The 16,603-nt window shown below is 56.7% G+C and carries 14 protein-coding genes; 6 read left to right on the forward strand and 8 right to left on the reverse strand.

Features of this window, described 5'->3' with window-relative positions; all coding sequences use genetic code 11:
* Positions 1–9: 9 nt before the first annotated feature.
* A complete protein-coding gene (locus BXY66_RS08790) occupies positions 10–594 on the reverse strand; it encodes an amidohydrolase family protein (protein ID WP_132859750.1) in 585 nt (194 codons plus the stop codon).
* A gap of 45 nt (positions 595–639) precedes the next feature.
* Here BXY66_RS08790 and BXY66_RS08795 point away from each other — a divergent pair, with 45 nt between their 5' ends.
* Positions 640–885, forward strand: coding sequence for a linear amide C-N hydrolase (locus BXY66_RS08795; RefSeq protein ID WP_132859751.1), 246 nt, complete (start codon positions 640–642; stop codon positions 883–885).
* Positions 886–957: 72 nt separating this feature from the next.
* On the opposite strand, the gene BXY66_RS08800 is transcribed toward BXY66_RS08795, so the two are convergent.
* The 5 genes from BXY66_RS08800 to BXY66_RS08820 form a co-directional block, all read right to left on the reverse strand.
* Positions 958–3,507: a penicillin-binding protein 1A gene (locus BXY66_RS08800; RefSeq protein ID WP_132859752.1), complete on the reverse strand. Its 2,550-nt coding sequence runs from the start codon at positions 3,505–3,507 to the stop codon at positions 958–960.
* 112 nt (positions 3,508–3,619) lie between these two features.
* On the reverse strand, positions 3,620–3,928 hold the full coding sequence (locus BXY66_RS08805) for a hypothetical protein (protein WP_165929133.1): 309 nt from the start codon (positions 3,926–3,928) through the stop codon (positions 3,620–3,622).
* Between the two features lie 105 nt (positions 3,929–4,033).
* On the reverse strand, positions 4,034–4,339 hold the full coding sequence (locus tag BXY66_RS08810; RefSeq protein ID WP_132859754.1) for a hypothetical protein: 306 nt from the start codon (positions 4,337–4,339) through the stop codon (positions 4,034–4,036).
* Between the two features lie 54 nt (positions 4,340–4,393).
* Complete coding sequence (locus tag BXY66_RS08815; RefSeq protein WP_132859755.1) at positions 4,394–4,831, reverse strand: NUDIX domain-containing protein; 438 nt, start codon at positions 4,829–4,831, stop codon at positions 4,394–4,396.
* A 62-nt stretch (positions 4,832–4,893) separates the two neighbouring features.
* Positions 4,894–6,114 carry an N-acetylmuramoyl-L-alanine amidase gene (locus BXY66_RS08820; RefSeq protein WP_132859756.1) on the reverse strand — a complete coding sequence of 407 codons (1,221 nt, stop codon included), beginning with the start codon at positions 6,112–6,114 and terminating at the stop codon, positions 4,894–4,896.
* 166 nt (positions 6,115–6,280) lie between these two features.
* On the opposite strand from BXY66_RS08820, the gene BXY66_RS08825 reads away from it, so the two are divergent.
* The 3 genes from BXY66_RS08825 to BXY66_RS08835 all read left to right on the forward strand — a co-directional run bounded on the left by BXY66_RS08825 (position 6,281) and on the right by BXY66_RS08835 (position 11,939).
* Positions 6,281–8,122: a sensor domain-containing diguanylate cyclase gene (locus tag BXY66_RS08825; protein WP_132859757.1), complete on the forward strand. Its 1,842-nt coding sequence runs from the start codon at positions 6,281–6,283 to the stop codon at positions 8,120–8,122.
* 93 nt (positions 8,123–8,215) lie between these two features.
* Entirely contained in the window at positions 8,216–10,039 is a 1,824-nt protein-coding gene (locus BXY66_RS08830) for a sensor domain-containing diguanylate cyclase (RefSeq protein ID WP_132859758.1), read from the forward strand.
* 85 nt (positions 10,040–10,124) lie between these two features.
* Entirely contained in the window at positions 10,125–11,939 is a 1,815-nt protein-coding gene (locus tag BXY66_RS08835; protein ID WP_165929134.1) for a GGDEF domain-containing protein, read from the forward strand.
* 7 nt (positions 11,940–11,946) lie between these two features.
* Here the strand turns inward: BXY66_RS08835 and BXY66_RS08840 are convergent, their stop codons facing one another.
* The gene (locus BXY66_RS08840) at positions 11,947–13,092 is read right to left on the reverse strand and encodes a pyridoxal phosphate-dependent aminotransferase (RefSeq protein WP_132859760.1); all 1,146 of its coding nucleotides are present in this window, start codon (positions 13,090–13,092) and stop codon (positions 11,947–11,949) included.
* A gap of 56 nt (positions 13,093–13,148) precedes the next feature.
* Between BXY66_RS08840 and BXY66_RS08845 the strand changes: the two genes are divergently transcribed.
* Entirely contained in the window at positions 13,149–14,483 is a 1,335-nt protein-coding gene (locus BXY66_RS08845) for a M48 family metalloprotease (protein WP_243694330.1), read from the forward strand.
* A gap of 12 nt (positions 14,484–14,495) precedes the next feature.
* Complete coding sequence (locus BXY66_RS08850; RefSeq protein ID WP_132859762.1) at positions 14,496–15,242, forward strand: DsbA family protein; 747 nt, start codon at positions 14,496–14,498, stop codon at positions 15,240–15,242.
* A gap of 151 nt (positions 15,243–15,393) precedes the next feature.
* Here the strand turns inward: BXY66_RS08850 and ispG are convergent, their stop codons facing one another.
* The gene (gene ispG / locus BXY66_RS08855; RefSeq protein WP_132859763.1) at positions 15,394–16,524 is read right to left on the reverse strand and encodes a flavodoxin-dependent (E)-4-hydroxy-3-methylbut-2-enyl-diphosphate synthase; all 1,131 of its coding nucleotides are present in this window, start codon (positions 16,522–16,524) and stop codon (positions 15,394–15,396) included.
* Between the last annotated feature and the right edge of the window lie 79 nt (positions 16,525–16,603).

Here is a 16,603-nt window from a genome sequence, read left to right on the forward strand (position 1 = left end):
ACACAGCGCTCACTCTCGATGGTCGTAGACCACCTCTCCCCCCATCATCGTGAACAGAACATCGACTTCGGAAATGTCATTAGGGTCAATTTCATACAAATCCTTGTCCAGCACGACGATTTCGGCTTTTTTCCCGACCTCCAGGCTTCCAATCTCGTCATCCATGTTCAGGTTCCAGGCGGCATTGATTGTTGCTGCCCGTATTGCAACATCGACATCCACTCCTGCGCCGGCTCCTCCAAGCGGATCAATGTGTTTGCGGCCGTCAATCGTACGGGTCATTGCAGTTGCGATGGCAACCAAGGGGCGGTACTCGGAAATCCACCCGGACACCGGCCAGTCCGAACCGAGTGACACCCGCCCACCCTTCTCGGCGATCATTTGCATGGGGACCATTTCTTGAACCCGAGCTTTGCCTAACCGCAAATCAGAAGGCGCAGACAAGTTCGGATCATAGCTCATACAAGCGCCTGAGCTATCGTAAACCACGTTCAATTCCGCAAACCGCGGGAACCACTCTTCGATGCCACTCAGTGTATATTCAGGAGATACATTCACGACTTGAGTGAACACCTGCATTTGGGCGTTCAACACGACGCAGCCCTCCGTCCCCACTGACGAGGCCGCCGTCACCCGCGCATGGTCTATTGCCGGTCAGGCGGACATCGTTGCCAGTACTGGCGCTGGGTCAACGACGACCCGCAGTTCTCCTCTTACCTGACGGTGGCTGACGTAAACAATGGCGTCTACTACGTGCGCACATATGACAACTACAACATCCAGAAAATCACCCTGTCCGATGTAAACTTCAACACCGAGGGCGTGGTCTGCGTTGGCGCCTTCTCTGAAGCACCAGAGTATCAGGAATTTGACTTCGGCGACTAAACCGACCGGCCAAAAACCAAAAACGGGCGCGCAGCGCAAGTTTTGTTGTCAGATCTCCAGCAACTGATGAGATTAATACAACCCGCCCGAACTGACTGTGCCAAAGTCCGCCTTGGGTCCCACAATCACCTCACGTCCCGAAGACGTCGTCACCTCACGGCCCTGACTAACTTCGTCAAACAGTGGCAAGTTGGCCCCCATTCCGAAACCACCATCATAGGTGATACCAAAGACCGGTTCCTCACCGTCACGGAAGTACTCGGCAACCACATGAGCCCCGCTTGCGTCATTGTCGAGACGCGCGCCAGTGTAGCGGTCGATCTTGATAAAATGACCACCCGGAGGCACGCGGAACTTGCCACCCCCGTACTTCTTTATCGCTTCTTCCATGAACTCCTGGAACACCGGGCCGCACGTGGTGCCACCATATGCGCCTCGACCGAGAGGACGCGGACGGTCGTGGCCGATATAGCATCCCGCCGCGATATTGGAGGTAAAACCGACAAACCAGACATCCTTTGCCTCGTTCGTGGTACCGGTCTTGCCAGCAACCGGAACAGGCAGCTTGATCTGGCTCGACGCAGTCCCGCGTGTCACAACACCTTCCATCATCGAAGTCAGCTGATAGGCAGTTACAGGGTCCATAACCCGTTCGCGGTTGGTGACAATACGCGGGCTGCGGCTCTCCGGAATCGCCGGATCAGCACAATCGGTACAATCACGTTGATCATGACGATAGATCGTCTTGCCGTAGCGATCCTGAACACGGTCCACCAGCGTCGGCTCAACCCGTTCGCCGCCGTTGGCGAACATCGCATAGGCAGCGACCATCTGGTAAAGTGTGGTTTCGTCCGCACCCAGTGAATTGGCGAGGAACTGACCCATGTTCTCGTATACACCGAACCGTTCCGCGTAACGGGCGACGGTATTCATACCGACTTCCTGCGCGAGACGGATGGTCATCAGGTTCCGGCTCATCTCGATGCCGGTGCGCATGGGCGTCGGACCATAAAACTTATTCGTCGAATTTTTCGGCCGCCACACACCCTGCGGGGTGTCGATCTCGATGGGCGCATCGATCACGATCGTTGCAGGCGAATACCCGCTGTCCAACGCAGAGGCATATACAAACGGTTTAAAACTGGAGCCTGGCTGACGCTTCGCCTGTGTTGCGCGGTTAAACACCGTGTCCTGATAACTGAAGCCACCCTGCATGGCGATCACACGTCCGTTGTTGACGTCCATCGCCATGAAACCACCCTGCACTTCAGGCACCTGACGCAAAGACCAGCGCACGAACTCACCACCGTCGTCTTTGGTGATAGCACGCACCAGAACAACGTCGCCCTTGGAGACCAGATCGCCGGCCACCTTGGCCTTTCGTCCAAGCGAGCCGTCTTCAAGCTGCTTGCGCGCCCATTGCGCGTCTTTTGCCGGAATCCAATGGCCGTCCTCGTCCTCGTCAATTCCTTCGATGCCAACGCGAGCGTCATTGTTGCCAACCGCCAAAACCACAGCCGGATGCCATTGGCCTTCGAGGTCTACATCACGAGGGACTTCAACGGCTGCCAGAGCTTCGCGCCACGCGACCTCATCCTCGAGAACTTCGTCTGGCAGGGTGAATTTTGTGCCGCGCCAAACGCCGCGAGAGCGGTCGTATTTCTCTAAGGCACGACGCAGAGCCTTTGCCGCAATCTCCTGCATTTCCGGATCGGCTGTCGCACGCACGGTCATACCCCCAGAGAAGAACTCTTCTTCGCCAAAATCCCGGCTCAGTTGGCGGCGGATTTCATCGGTGAAGTAATCGCGAGGCGGCAGCGCCGTCTTGTAGCTTTCGTAGTCGCCATTCTGCACGGATTTCAGAGGCAGGTCCTTTTCGGAGAGATACACCTCCTCGCTGATGTAGCCGTTTTCCGACATCTCTTTCAGAACAAAATTCCGACGCGCCAGAACTCTCTCCATGTTGCGCACCGGATGGAACCGGCCCGGAGCTTTGGGCATTGAAGCCAGTGTCGCAGCCTCATGGGGCTCCAACTGGTCCAGATTTTTGTTGAAATATGTTTGCGCAGCAGCAGCTACACCATATGAGTTCTGACCGAGGAAAATCTCGTTCATGTAGAGCTCGAGAATCTGGTCCTTGGTGAGCGTTTCCTCGACCCGCGTCGCCAGTATGATTTCCTTGATCTTGCGCTCCACCTTACGGTCACCAGACAAGAGGAAGTTTTTCATAACCTGCTGCGTGATCGTCGATGCCCCCCGCACGCTCTCGCCACGTGTCGCGACAGCCTCATAAGCCGCCGCCGCGATACCTCGCGCATCAAAGCCCGAGTGCTCGTAGAAGTTCTTGTCTTCCGCCGAAATGAACGCCTGCTTCACTAGATCCGGAATTTCGTCCGCAGGCACGAACAAGCGCCGCTCTTTGGCAAATTCGTCGATAATTTCGCCTTCGCCAGAGTAAATCCGGCTGATCGTGGGAGGCTTGTATTGGGCAAGGTTCTCGTGACTCGGAAGCTCCTGACCATACAGCCAGAAGATACCACCAATCGTCAGCGCAATGACGAAAAGGCCCATTGTGACAAAGGTGAAAATCGTCCCGAAGAACGAAGCGATGAATCTCAGCACGCGCGCGAACCCCAATAGAGCGTCTTTGAAGCCTCTATATAGCTTAGGCACGCGCGGATCAAAACACGATACCGCGCGTCACAGTCTCAGCAGTCCATTTCGCGAGACCGGACTAGGGAACAACGAAGCTACTGATCAAACGGATTTGTTGACCACTATCCAACGTAACGGGCGGCGCATTGGGATCGCTCAACCCTTTCTCACGGCTTCGGCCAGCGATTTCATCCAGCATTTCTCGTGGAGGCAACATCTCTGAGCACTTGGTGCGCTGTTCCCATTTCGCGTGGCTGATCGGTCCAGCTGTAAACGACGAAATGACGCCTCCGGGGCCTCCCGAGGTGCTGTCGTTCAACAGCGTTTTGATGCCTTCCGCCAACACTCGAGCGCTTTCACCAAAACGCATGTGGGAAATCCGGCGCATCTCTTCTGTGATGTCTTTATCCGGTTTGCCCGTTTCTTTCTCATAATTCAGGCACCTACGGGCTACAAAGACCCAATCGTGGATCACATAAGCAGGCCCAAAGGCTCAAGCATTGAAGCCAGGCACGCTTTGTACAACCCGGGGAACCGAGCCGCCATCAGTGAAGAATGAATTTGGGGTTATGACGCCGCTCTCGCCAGACGGCGCATTCGCGTCATCACGTAAAAACCTGAGCGGCTGCAACTCATCCTCATAGTAGAGGAATTTGCCATCGCCAACGGCTGACCCCGCGCCGCCGCTGATCCAGTAAAGACGCACGACACCTTCAAAACTGCCCTTAGTCACCGCGTCATAATCAACCGGCGTACAGGCCCCCAGCAAAACAACTATACCGGCAAAAATCCGCCACATCCCAAATACTCCTCAAGAATATTCGACCATTTGGCGATATTTCTGCGCGAAACATCAACCCTTGGCTGTTTTGCGGATTTCAAGATACTCCGCCAACCGCGATTTCAGATGCGGCACAGCGTTGTCCATGCGCAAAAACCGCTCAACATCGATCAGGCGCCAAGCCTGTCCCTCATTGCCAAGACGCATACAGCCATCGTCAAGGTCCGGCACCTCGGCCACAAAAAACCACGTGACACGCTCGCCTTGTCGCCCTTCGGAATACCGCCTTTTCCAATTGAGTTGCGTGGGCAGCAATGTCAGCGACAACTCCTCAAGCAATTCGCGCAATACGCACGCTTCGGCGGATTCGCCGTTTTCCCGCCCACCTCCAGGCAAATCCCACATATTTGGAAATACAATGTCGGGACGGTCATCACGCAAAATGGTCACAACGCGATCCCCTTTGAGGATAGCGACCTTTGCCCCGTCAAAATCGCTGAACTCGCGCATTTACCCCTTACTCGCCTCCATCAGAACTCCGTTTCCAACTCGGGCGTCATCAGTACGGATGTCTACTGGCGCACAAGAGCTTTGTTGGCCTTGTCCTCAATCACCCAAGCGTTCAGACCGTCCCGAATGCCGGAAGCCATCGACGCACGCCATCCCGCATCCTGTAGATTTGCAAGATCACGCTCCGATGACATGAACCCCAGCTCGATCAGGATGGAAGGCACATCAGCCGCCTTCAGAACCGAAAACGCGCCCTCTCGACGCGGCTTTTTGTTCACAGATCCTGTCGCGGCACGGATGGAATTGACCATGACATTGGCGAGCACCTCTGTTCGCGGTTCGGTTTCCTGCCTCGCCAGATCAAGCAGCACGTCGGTGACTTCGTCGTCCGCGCCCGAGAGATCCACGCCGGACAGAATATCCGCGCGATCGTGCCGCTCTGCCAGCAAAGCCGAAGCCGCATCCGATGCTTCTTCAGACAACGTGTATATGGCCGCGCCCTGCGCATGCCCCTGGCTCAAACTGTCCGCATGTAAGGAAATGAACACATCTGCCCCAAGTTGATGCGCCATTGCAACCCGCCCCTCAAGGGACACAAACACATCCGCATCCCGTGTCATATGCACCTCGAAACCGCCGGCGCGGCGCAACGTGTCGCGCAGTTCACGCGAAAAACTCAGCATAAGCTGTTTTTCTTGAACATCACCACGCTCGGCGCCGGGATCGATACCGCCATGCCCCGGATCAAGGAGAACCACGGTCGGCGCCCATTCAGGTTTTTGTTCGCGTGCAACTCCGATTACTTCAGGTTCCGGCAAATCCCAACGCGGATCGTGTGGTGCGCCCGAAGACGCCGCGAAAGCCGCTGCTTCAACCGGTGTCAGCACCACTTTCAGACGCGCAGCCCCTGCCCCTGAGTCGACTGACATTTCGGCGGTGTCAACGATCATCGGCTTAGCCAGATCCAGAACCATCCGGCTCCATCCCTGGCGATATCCACCGAACCGCAGCCCCTCCACACCATCAACGCGCCCGAAATCCTCTGTCTTCGCACTACCCCAATCGACTTCGCGGAAGTCGATCACCAAACGCCGTGGCTCATCCAAATGGAACAGACGCCAAGGAACGCCCTGACTCAAATCAAGATGCAACTCAACCGCGCCTCGGCGCCCTTCGTGTAATCCACTGGTTGCGGGATCCAGACGCGCCAAAGCGGTGAATTCCTGCGCCATTGCCGCGCCAGCGACGAAAAGAGCCGCAATCAATCCAAGAAGCCTGCCCATGTTCCCTCTCTCGTTCCCTCTAGCGGGGTCATTGCGCCGAACCTTACACCACCTGACAGAATGAGACCACATCACGAAGTGTTGCTCCGAAAAATCCCTGACCGTTTGGCAAAAATCTGCTGGCATTAACCTACACCTAAACTCTGGGCGCTATGTCCGGCCCGAAATGTCAATTGGGACTCAGGCTTTGCAAGTGACCGGAAAACATATTTGGATTTGGTGCGCAGCGCTTTTTTGCGCCTTGTTGTCGTGGGCCGAAACCACGCAGGCCGAGTACAGCAGCTTTGATGCTGGCGCAATTCTGGAAGAAGACATCTACCGCTACCCTTTGAAGGGCGATTGGATGTTTGCGTGGGATCGGTTCCTGACACCTGAAGAAGCCGTCACAGCCTTCAAGGAGCAGTCATTGCCTTCCAAAGCCGTTCCGTCGAACTGGTTTGGCACTGTACCGAGTGCCGAAGACAATCCCCATGACCACGGCATTGCTTCCTATGTCGCGCCGCTGACGCTGCCCGAGATACCAAATTCCGATCTGGTTCTGCACGTTGGCGAAATTCACGATGCCTATCGCCTGATTTGGGTGCCTCTTGATGCCCCCGAAGATGCCGTCGAAATTGCAACCCGCGGAAACCTAGCGGGACCAGAACTGGTTGCGCACCGCAATCTGCGTCACTCCCTGCCCTTTTCCGGCGATGGTCTGCTGCTCGTCCATGTGCGCAAATCTATGTTTGACTGGGGTGGGATCACGCTTGCTCCATATGTGGCCACCGCCGACAAGGAAGGTTTTGCCTTTTACGTCAAAAGCATGATCGGCGGAATCACCATTGGTGCACTCCTGCTCATCATGCTGCGCAACGGTATGTTGTACCTGTCCGGTCTGCGCGACGTGGCGGCAGGTGTTCTCGCCATGATCACCATGATGATCATCGTTCGCGCAGTTGCCGTGGAAAACATGGTTGAAATGCTCTTCGGCACGCAATGGCATGCGACCCGGATGCGCATAGAGGTCGGCTTGGTCGCCGTGATGTCCTCTTGGACGTTCCGCATGCTCGAAGTCCTCTTTCCGCGTCCCATGCCGCAAATTGTCCGGCTGCCCATTCACATCGGCGCGCACTTGATCGGCCTTGCAACGCTGCTTGTGCCGCTACACAACGTGTCGGACATGCTCATTCTGGCGCAAATCATCGCCCTGATCAGCTTTATCCCGGGCGGTGTGCATATCGTGAGCGCACTTCGAACACACTCCAACGAGGCGCGCCTGCTGGCAATCTCCGCCGCGCTTTGTCTGGCAGCGGGGCTGAACGACATCTACGCGTCCAACAGCGATAACTACAACGTGCATCTCATTCCGGTCAGTGTTGTGGTTTTGGTCATGTTCCTGAGCCAAGTCATCGGTAACCGCGCAGCTTTGGCAATCGCGAGGTCAGACCTGCTGGAACAGGAAAAAGAACAACTCGAGCGAGCACACGACGACGCAGTTCACATGGCCCGTCACGACCATCTCACGGGTCTTTTGAACCGTCAGTCCTTTGACCATTACTGGGCACAAAGCTGGCTCGACTCGATCGAAAACCAAACACCGCTGACTGTCGTCCTTTTTGACATCGACCATTTCAAATCAATCAACGACAATCACGGCCACCCGATTGGCGATGCGGTTCTCAAATCGCTGGCAGAGCGCCTTACGTCCTGCAATTTGCGCAAATCGGACCGTTTGTGCCGTTACGGCGGCGAAGAATTCGCATTGATCCTGCCAAACAGCACCCAACGGGATGGAGAAGCCATGGCTGAACGTCTGCGCAAAGCCATCGCCGCAAATCCATTGCATGCCTCTGACCCGGAGATCACTGTGACCTGCAGCTTCGGCGTTGCCAGCACAGATCTTTGCAACGAGAAGTCCGCCGAGGGCCTTTTGACCCGTGCGGATGAGGCGCTCTATGCCGCCAAGGCAAACGGACGGAACTGCGTTTTCAGCCCTCGAGGTGCATCTCAGAAAGCTGCAGCCTAATGGGAGAGTGCGTTGGTCAGGATTAACCGGCTTCTAAAGACTTTGATTTAGGAATCCGAAACCAACAAACGGCAAAGATTCGGCCCTCTTCCTATGCACAAAATCTCCCTGTCCCTACTTCGCGCTGCCTTGTCCGCGCTCCTGCTGGTGTTGCAGGTCGCCGCGCTACAGGCCCAGACCGCCGGACCGGATTTTGCACCAGCGGGTGATGACGCGGATTTCACCCGCTCCTTCAAGCTGGAGGGGGAGTGGTATTTCGCGTGGAACGAGTTTCTTTCCCCCGCGGAGGCTCAAGTTCTCTATGACAAGGGCACCCTACCCAAAGTCCCGATGCCGGCCCGCTGGGAAACCTACCTGCCGAAATTCGACGAGAACCCGCATCACCACGGAACAGCGACCTACATTGCACGCCTGTCTTTGCCCGAAAACGCGCCAACAGATCTGATGCTGGTCGTCGGAGCAATTCAGGATGCCTATCGCATCACGTGGATGCCATTGAACACGCCTGAGCAAGCCGTTGTGATCGCCGAGGAAGGCAACCTGTCGGGTCCCGAACTATCCGCGCTGCGAAACTTGACATTTCCTTTTCCCGTTTCTGGCGACGGATTGTTTATCGTTCATGTCCGAAAGACGATCTTTTCCGAAGGCGGCCCGCGCAACGCGCCGGAAATCCAACGTGCAAAAGACAGCAACATGCAGGTGCGCAAAGACAATCTCAAGAACGGTCTGATCGTCGGTGTTCTTCTCCTGATCGCCGTGCGTCTCTTGACGTTCTGGCCCGCGGCACGACAAACCAACGCCGCCCTTATTCTCTTTGCCGCAACTTGCCTTGTTCTGTTTCGCGTCGTGGCGGTTGCCGGAATTTTCGAGCTTTTGTTCGGCACTGCGATCCACCCATTGCGCTTGCGACTGGAGCTCGCGACCATGCCTCTTTTGGGCGCCCTCCTAGTGGCGCTCAACCAGACGCTTTTCAACAAATTCATGTGGCGACGCTTGCGGCAGACGGTTTATTTCTCATCAGCAATCGTTCTGGCCTTTGCGCTTTTGGTATCGCGAGAGTGGGTCACTGTTCTTGTGCCCCTGTATCAAACCCAGATGATACTCGTTTTTGCCCTTAGTGGAGTCTGCACCGCCCTGGCTGTCCGTCGCAGGGAACCCGGAATTTACGGGCTTGTGCTGGTCACTCTCTGCGCAATGCTCGCAGGGGTGCACGACGTTGTGGCCGGAAACACTGATGGATATGACGTGATGATCGCCGAGTACGCGACCCTGCTCATCATGATCTACTACAGCCACACAATCACAAAACGCATCTCGGAAGCCATCCAGCGAGCAGCCCGGCTCGAGCAGGAAAAAGAGCAGCTGAGCCGCGCACATACAGATGCCGTACGGATGGCCCGGCACGATCACCTTACAGGCCTGCTCAACCGTCAGTCTTTTGACTACCTTTGGGCTGAGAGTTGGTTGGATCACTGCGAGGAAAAATCGCCTCTGTCGATCATGCTCTTTGACATCGACCACTTCAAACGCATCAACGACTCCCTGGGTCATGTGGCGGGCGACGAAGTCCTGAAATCGCTCGCTGTTCGCCTTTCGGAATTTGACCTGCGTAAATCGGATCGCCTTTGCCGATATGGAGGCGAAGAATTCGTGCTGATTCTGCCCAACACTCCCCAAGCAGACGCGATAGCGCTTGCTGATCGTCTGCGCGCCGCCGTAGTCGAAACGCCCCTTCTCGAAGAGAACACCGAGTTGCGTGTCACCTGCAGTTTTGGGGTCGCGGGATCCGACCAAACTCAAAGCCCTTCCGCCGACCATCTTCTGGTTTCCGCTGACACAGCTCTCTATCAAGCCAAAGCCCACGGTCGAAACTGTGTGCGTGCGTCACACAACATAGCTTCGGAGGAAGCCGCATAAACCCGAAAAACGGTGCTCAGACCCAGAAATTAACGCCCTCCTAAACATTCTTGCTTAAGCAAGTATCTCCCCAATGAGCCAATGGATGTCTCAATTGTCCTCACTTTTGAAAATCTGGTTTTGTGCGATCTTTGCCTTATTTGCGCCAATAGGTGCTTCTGCGAACTCGGCGGACCATTTTCATGTGCAATCGCCTCAGACTGGTGATTTTGATCCGGTCAATCTGGACGGTGTCTGGGCCTTTGCCTTCGATACTCACCTAGAACCCGAAGCCGCGATACAGGCTTTCCAAAACGGCGAACTAAAATCGATAGACGTGCCGGGAAATTGGGTCGACAAGGCCCCTAGGTCCCGCGAAAACCCTTTCGCGCATGGTAAGGCCACGTACGTCGCACATATCTCGCTGCCCGCTGTGGCACGCAATGATCTGGTACTGACAGTACCTGTAATCCGCGACGCATATCGATTGATCTGGGTGCCGCTCAACGAGCCTGAAAACGCTCGCCTGTTGACCCAGCAAGGCACGCTGAAAGGCGACCTTGTTCCGGCCGTCCAGAACCTGACACTGCCGTTGCCCTTCACTGGGGAAGGTTTGCTTCTGGTGCACGTGCGCAAAGAACTGATGTCATGGGGTGGGATAAACCTCACCCCAATCATCACCACGGCTCGCGCCGCCAAATCGGCGTTTTTGATCGAAAGCCTTCTGACCGGCATGGCCATTGGCGCTATGTTGCTGGTTTGCGTCAAAAACCTGCTCTTGCTGCGCGCCTTCCCACGAGACCGCGCAGCGCGTCTCCTGACTTTGCTTGCACTTGGCGCAACCCTCCGCGCCTTCGCGGCCACTGACATGATCGAAACCCTGTTCGGCCCGGAATGGCACAGCCTGCGCATGCGCCTCGAGATAGGCCTGATCCCGGTTTTGTGCTCGGTCGCGCTCGGCCTTCACCAGGTTCTGTTACCGCGTCGGTTCCCCTTTCCTGTACACGGCCCTGTCCATGGTCTGGGTCTATCGCTCACCCTTGGAATTCTGGTGCTGCCAACGGACTATCTTTACTCAGCCCTGATTGTGGCACAGGCCTATGTATTTGTGTCTTTCACACCTGCTATCCTGCACCTCACCCACAGCTTGAGAAACCGTGTGGAAGGCGTAGGCGGGCTCGTTCTTGCCGGGTGTTTCTGCGCCTTCTCTGCTGTGCATGACGTGGTTTCATCCCAGACCATAGGATACGAATTCAATATCGTTCCTGTCGCCGTCATAATTCTCGTGTCTGTCTATGGTCAGGTTGTCAGCCGTCGCGCTACCGCGGCGCTCTCGCGCGCTCGCGAGTTAGAAAACGAACGCGCTGAACTGCGCCGACAACACTCCGACGCGCTGCACAAGTCTCGACACGACCACCTGACCGGCCTGCTCAATCGACAGTCTTTCGACTGGCAATTGGCCAACAGTTTTGCCGAAGGCGTGGCGGAAACCCGCCCGACCGCCGTCGTTATTTTCGATATCGACCACTTCAAGGCGATCAACGACACCCATGGCCATCCGGTTGGTGACCTCGTGCTCCAAAGCCTGGCAAACCGTCTCGCTTCAGTTTCCCTGCGCGAACCGGACCGGCTGTGCCGGTATGGCGGCGAAGAGTTTGCCCTGATCCTGCCGGACACAACACAGGCCGAAGCCGTTGGTTTGGCGGAACACATGTGCAACCTGATCTCCGAAGCACCGATCCTGCAGGACGCCCCGCGCCTGTCAATCACCTGTAGCTTTGGTGTCTGCGCCACAAACATGACCGATGCAGCGACGCCCGAAGAGTTGCTCGCAGCGGCAGATGCAGCGCTTTACGACGCAAAATCGCAGGGGCGCAACCGTGTAAACTGGCCGGACAAACCCTTCATTCAGGCAGCCTGAGCACCGCTTACCCTCGCTTCGCCATAAAGGCCTCAAGCCGCGCGAGTCCCTCCGCGATGTCCTCAGTTGCCCGCGCATAGGAAAACCGCAGCGTTCCCGCGCCTCTCACCGGGTCAAAATCCAATCCGGGTGTCACAGCGACGCCCGCTTCATGCAGAATCTCCCGCGCAAATGCGCGGCTATCTTCCGTGTGCTCACTTACATCAACATAGAAATAGAACGCGCCATCAGGCGGCGCAAACTTGTCAAATCCGGCTTTCGGCAACCCGTCTGCCATGAGTTTCCGGTTCGCCCGGTAAACTGCCATGTTCGCCTCAAGCTCATCGCGACAATCCATCGCCGCCAGCGCAGCGACCTGACTGGCGTGAGGCGCGCATATGAACATATTCTGGGCCAACCGCTCTACCTTGCGCACGTGATCTTCGGGCACCACCATCCAGCCCACTCTCCAGCCGGTCATGCTGAAATACTTGCTGAAGGAATTGATCACATAGCAGTCGTCCGTCAGCTCCAACGCCGTCACGGCTTTCGCCTCGTATTCGATGCCGTGATAAATCTCATCGCTGATAAATGCGGCGTTTTTGTCGTGACAAAGGTCGATCAGCGCCTTCATCGCGCCCCTATCTAGCATCGTACCCGTCGGATTGGCCGGAGAAGCGACCATCAATCCTTCAAAATCCATCGCTCGCAAATCGTCCGGCACAGGTTGGAGGCGATTTTCCGGCGCACTGGGCACGTCCAGTGGCCGAAGGCTCAAGGCCTTGAGGATTTGGCGATAGCTCGGATACCCGGGGGCACCGATAGCAACCCGCTCACCGGCCTCAAACAGCGTTGTGAAAGCCAGAAGGAACGCCCCGCTGCTGCCTGAGGTCACGACCACCCGGCCCGGATCGAGGTCGATATTGTACCATTCACCGTAAAGCTCTGCGATTTTGGCGCGCAACTCCGGAATACCCAACGCCACCGTGTACCCGAGCGCATCTTCTTGCATTGCTTTGGCCAGCGCCTCTTGTGCGCCCTTTGGCGCCGCGGTCCCCGGTTGACCAACTTCCATGTGAATGATGTGGCGCCCGTCTGCTTCTGCCTGACGCGCGGCCTCCATTACATCCATCACAATGAAGGGATCAACCGCCCCACGCCTTGAGTTCCGCATCGTTTTGTTCCCTATTGGCCCACATGAGGTTTCATCGAAAAAATCAGGCGCCGTCAATGCGCTCTCTGCCTGCTTTTGGGACCTTTCTGGTTGCTGCCCTTCTTCTGGTCTGGGCAACCGCCCCTGCCCGCGCAGCCACCCTGATCCGCGACAGCGATGTAGAGAATGCGCTGGCGCGGCTTGCCGCCCCGATTTTGCAGGCTTCGGGTCTTGGTGGCACCGTCCGCCTTCTCTTGATCGATGATCCCAGCCTCAACGCATTCGTCGTCGATTCAGGTCATATTTACATCCACACAGGCTTGCTGATGCGGTTGGACACTCCGGAGAAACTCCAAGGTGTGATTGCCCACGAAGCCGCGCACATTGCCAACGGGCACATCACCCGCCGTATGACCAATCTTGACAGCGCTCGGACCGCCGCAGGCCTTGGCCTCGCGCTGGCTCTCGCAGCCGCTGCTGCCACCGGCCGTGGCGATGTTGCGGGAGCACTTGCACTTGGCACACAAACCTCCGCCCAACGTCAGTTCTTTGCGCATACGCGGGCAGAAGAAGCCTCCGCTGATCAATCGGGCGTGCGATATATGGCAACGGCTGGAATCGACCCCGTTGGTATGCTCGAGGTACAACAACTTTTCGAAGGGCAAGAACATCTCAACGTTACCCGCCAAGATCCGTACATGCGCAGCCACCCTCTGACACGGGACCGCATCCGCGCGATGGAACGCTTTGTTTCGGCCTATTCCGGCAGTGCGCGCGCGCAACCGGAACTCGACTACTGGTATGACCGCGCCCGTGCCAAAGCGACGGCTTTTCAACGCCCTCCCAAATGGACCTTTCAGCGATACCGGGAGAGTCCCGCCAAGGATGTTCAACACATGCGACTGGCCGTGGCGCACCACCGCCAGCAGGAACGCAGCAAAGCGCTCGACCATATCGGCAAAGCCATCGAACTGCGTCCAAACGACGCCCAATATTATGATCTCAAGGGCCAGATCCTTCTTCAGGGCCGCCAGTTTCAGAGCGCAGTGACGGCCTACCGAACCGCCGCCGACTTCGCGCCGCGCGATCCCTTGATCCTCGGGAACCTCGGCCGGGCTCTCTTGACAATTGATCGTCCCAAAGAGGCCCTGCAGTATCTTGAAAAGTCCCGCAGCCTCGATTTTCGAAATATGCGCGTACTGCGCGATCTTGGCTCGGCCTATGCCCAAGTGGGCAACAACGGCATGGCCTCTGTCTCTACCGCCGAACGCTACGCGCTCGCCGGTCGGCTCCAAGACGCCGAAATTCACGCCCAACGCGCTTTGGGTCTTCTCCCACGCGGCTCTAGCGCGTATCGCCGTGCCCAAGACATTCTGGCCGCCGCAAAGCGTGCCAACCGCAAAAAACGATAACGGAGCTTTCCAATGAAACGCATTCTCGCCACTTCCGCACTGGCTCTCAGCCTGACAACTGCCCCGCTCTCGGCGCTGGATCTTGACAGCATGTCAGACGAGGAACGCGCAGCGTTCCGTGCTGAGGTTCGCGCCTACTTGCTTGATAACCCCGAAATTATCATGGAAGCCGTCGCCGTTCTCGAAGAGCGCCAGGCCAACGCACAGGCCGCCAATGACGACGCAATGATTGCGGCACATGCCGAAGCAATCTTTAACGACGGATTTTCATGGGTTGGTGGCAATCCAGACGGCGACATCACCCTGGTGGAGTTCGTAGACTATCGCTGCGGTTACTGCCGCAAGGCCCATGACGAAGTGGCCGAACTGGTAAAGTCGGACGGCAACATCAAACTGATCGTCAAAGAATTTCCAATCCTCGGCGAAGCCTCAGTTGCCTCTTCCCGTTTCGCGATCGCTATAAAACAGCTTCACGGCGACGAAGCCTACAAGCTGGCCCACGACGCCCTGATCACCATGCGGAAAGACCCGAGCGAAAAAGTGCTGTCCAAGCTTGCCTCCAGCTTCGGTTATGACGGCGATGAAATCCTCGCGCGCATGCAAAGCGAAGATGTCACGTCCGAACTGCGTGCCACGCAACAATTGGCGCGCGCGCTACAGATTTCAGGCACACCGACATTCGTGATGAAAGACGAACTGCTGCGCGGATATCTGCCGCTTGAGGCCATGAAATCCATGGTCGCAGACAAGCGCGGTTAACAACAAGACAACGCTCGGGGCAAATGCGAACGCTGCCCCGGGCAACGCCTTGACGGTGGATTGAAAATCCACAGGTCGACACAGACGCAATACCGATGCGTGGCAGGCGGTCTGAGAGCCGGCTTCAGATAATCCGGTCAGACTTGACTGACTACTCTGCAGCCTCTTCAGCAGCCTTTGCCGCTTCGATCGCGGCCGCCTTGGCCTCAACCTGCTCCACGATATGTTCAACCATATCATCGTTGCTCAGCTTATGGCTTTGCTTACCAGCCAGATACACCATGCCCGATCCGGCCCCACCTCCGGTGAAACCAACGTCGGTCATCAACGCCTCACCCGGTCCGTTTACAACGCAGCCAATGATCGAAAGGCTCATTGGGGTGTGTATGTGAGCAAGCCTTTGTTCCAGTGTTTCCACCGTCTTGATCACGTCAAAACCCTGTCGGGCACAGCTTGGACAGCTGATTATGTTCACACCGCGGTGACGCAGCCCCAAACTCTTCAGAATTTCGAAACCAACCTTCACTTCTTCAACCGGATCAGCACTCAAGCTAACACGCAGTGTGTCGCCAATCCCCATCCACAGAAGTTGACCAAGGCCGATCGCGGATTTGATCGTTCCACTGACAAATCCTCCGGCCTCCGTGATACCTAGGTGGATCGGCGCATCAGTCGCGTCCGCGAGCATCTGGTAGGCCGCAGCTGACATAAACACATCGCTGGCCTTCACCGAGATTTTGAACTCGTGAAAGTCGTTGTCCTGCAATATCTTGATGTGCTCAAGACCGCTTTCAACCATCGCATCGGGACACGGCTCACCGTATTTCTCGAGCAGATGCTTCTCGAGCGAACCCGCATTTACACCGATCCGGATCGAACATCCGTGATCACGTGCCGCCTTGATAACTTCCTTGACCCGCTTCTCGTCGCCGATGTTTCCTGGGTTTATCCTCAGACAGGCCGCCCCCGCCTCTGCGGCTTCAATCGCGCGTTTGTAGTGGAAGTGGATGTCCGCAACGATCGGCACAGGGCTTTCTTTGCAGATTTCCTTCAGCGCAGTCGTCGCTGCCACATCGGGCGCCGAGATCCGCACAATGTCCGCACCGGCTTCTGCCGCCGCTAGAACTTGCCCCAGCGTGGCTTTGACGTCCCCGCTATCCGTGTTGGTCATCGTCTGCACCGCAATCGGCGCATCGCCACCGACAGGGACATTCCCCACCATGATCTGACGCGATTTCCGCCGCTCGATGTTCCGCCAGGGTCGAATGTGATTCATGGACATGAAAAAGCCCCTCACCGCTAGGTTTGGGGCTTGTCTAATCCGTCGCGCCCAAAGGCGCAATGCGTAGGGTGGTCACGCT

The sequence above is a fragment of the Shimia isoporae genome, from assembly GCF_004346865.1.
Classification (GTDB): domain Bacteria; phylum Pseudomonadota; class Alphaproteobacteria; order Rhodobacterales; family Rhodobacteraceae; genus Shimia; species Shimia isoporae.

Bases quoted from the DNA above. Each gene is read 5' to 3' on its own strand.
- BXY66_RS08815 (WP_132859755.1), bottom strand. From the start codon at position 4,831: ATGCGCGAGTTCAGCGATTTTGACGGGGCAAAGGTCGCTATCCTCAAA.
- BXY66_RS08795 (WP_132859751.1), top strand. From the start codon at position 640: ATGGTCTATTGCCGGTCAGGCGGACATCGTTGCCAGTACTGGCGCTGG.
- BXY66_RS08850 (WP_132859762.1), top strand. From the start codon at position 14,496: ATGAAACGCATTCTCGCCACTTCCGCACTGGCTCTCAGCCTGACAACT.
- BXY66_RS08810 (WP_132859754.1), bottom strand. From the start codon at position 4,339: ATGTGGCGGATTTTTGCCGGTATAGTTGTTTTGCTGGGGGCCTGTACG.
- BXY66_RS08825 (WP_132859757.1), top strand. From the start codon at position 6,281: ATGTCAATTGGGACTCAGGCTTTGCAAGTGACCGGAAAACATATTTGG.
- BXY66_RS08820 (WP_132859756.1), bottom strand. From the start codon at position 6,114: ATGGGCAGGCTTCTTGGATTGATTGCGGCTCTTTTCGTCGCTGGCGCG.
- BXY66_RS08830 (WP_132859758.1), top strand. From the start codon at position 8,216: ATGCACAAAATCTCCCTGTCCCTACTTCGCGCTGCCTTGTCCGCGCTC.
- BXY66_RS08835 (WP_165929134.1), top strand. From the start codon at position 10,125: ATGTCTCAATTGTCCTCACTTTTGAAAATCTGGTTTTGTGCGATCTTT.
- BXY66_RS08805 (WP_165929133.1), bottom strand. From the start codon at position 3,928: ATGCGCCGGATTTCCCACATGCGTTTTGGTGAAAGCGCTCGAGTGTTG.
- BXY66_RS08840 (WP_132859760.1), bottom strand. From the start codon at position 13,092: ATGCGGAACTCAAGGCGTGGGGCGGTTGATCCCTTCATTGTGATGGAT.
- ispG (WP_132859763.1), bottom strand. From the start codon at position 16,524: ATGTCCATGAATCACATTCGACCCTGGCGGAACATCGAGCGGCGGAAA.
- BXY66_RS08845 (WP_243694330.1), top strand. From the start codon at position 13,149: ATGCGCTCTCTGCCTGCTTTTGGGACCTTTCTGGTTGCTGCCCTTCTT.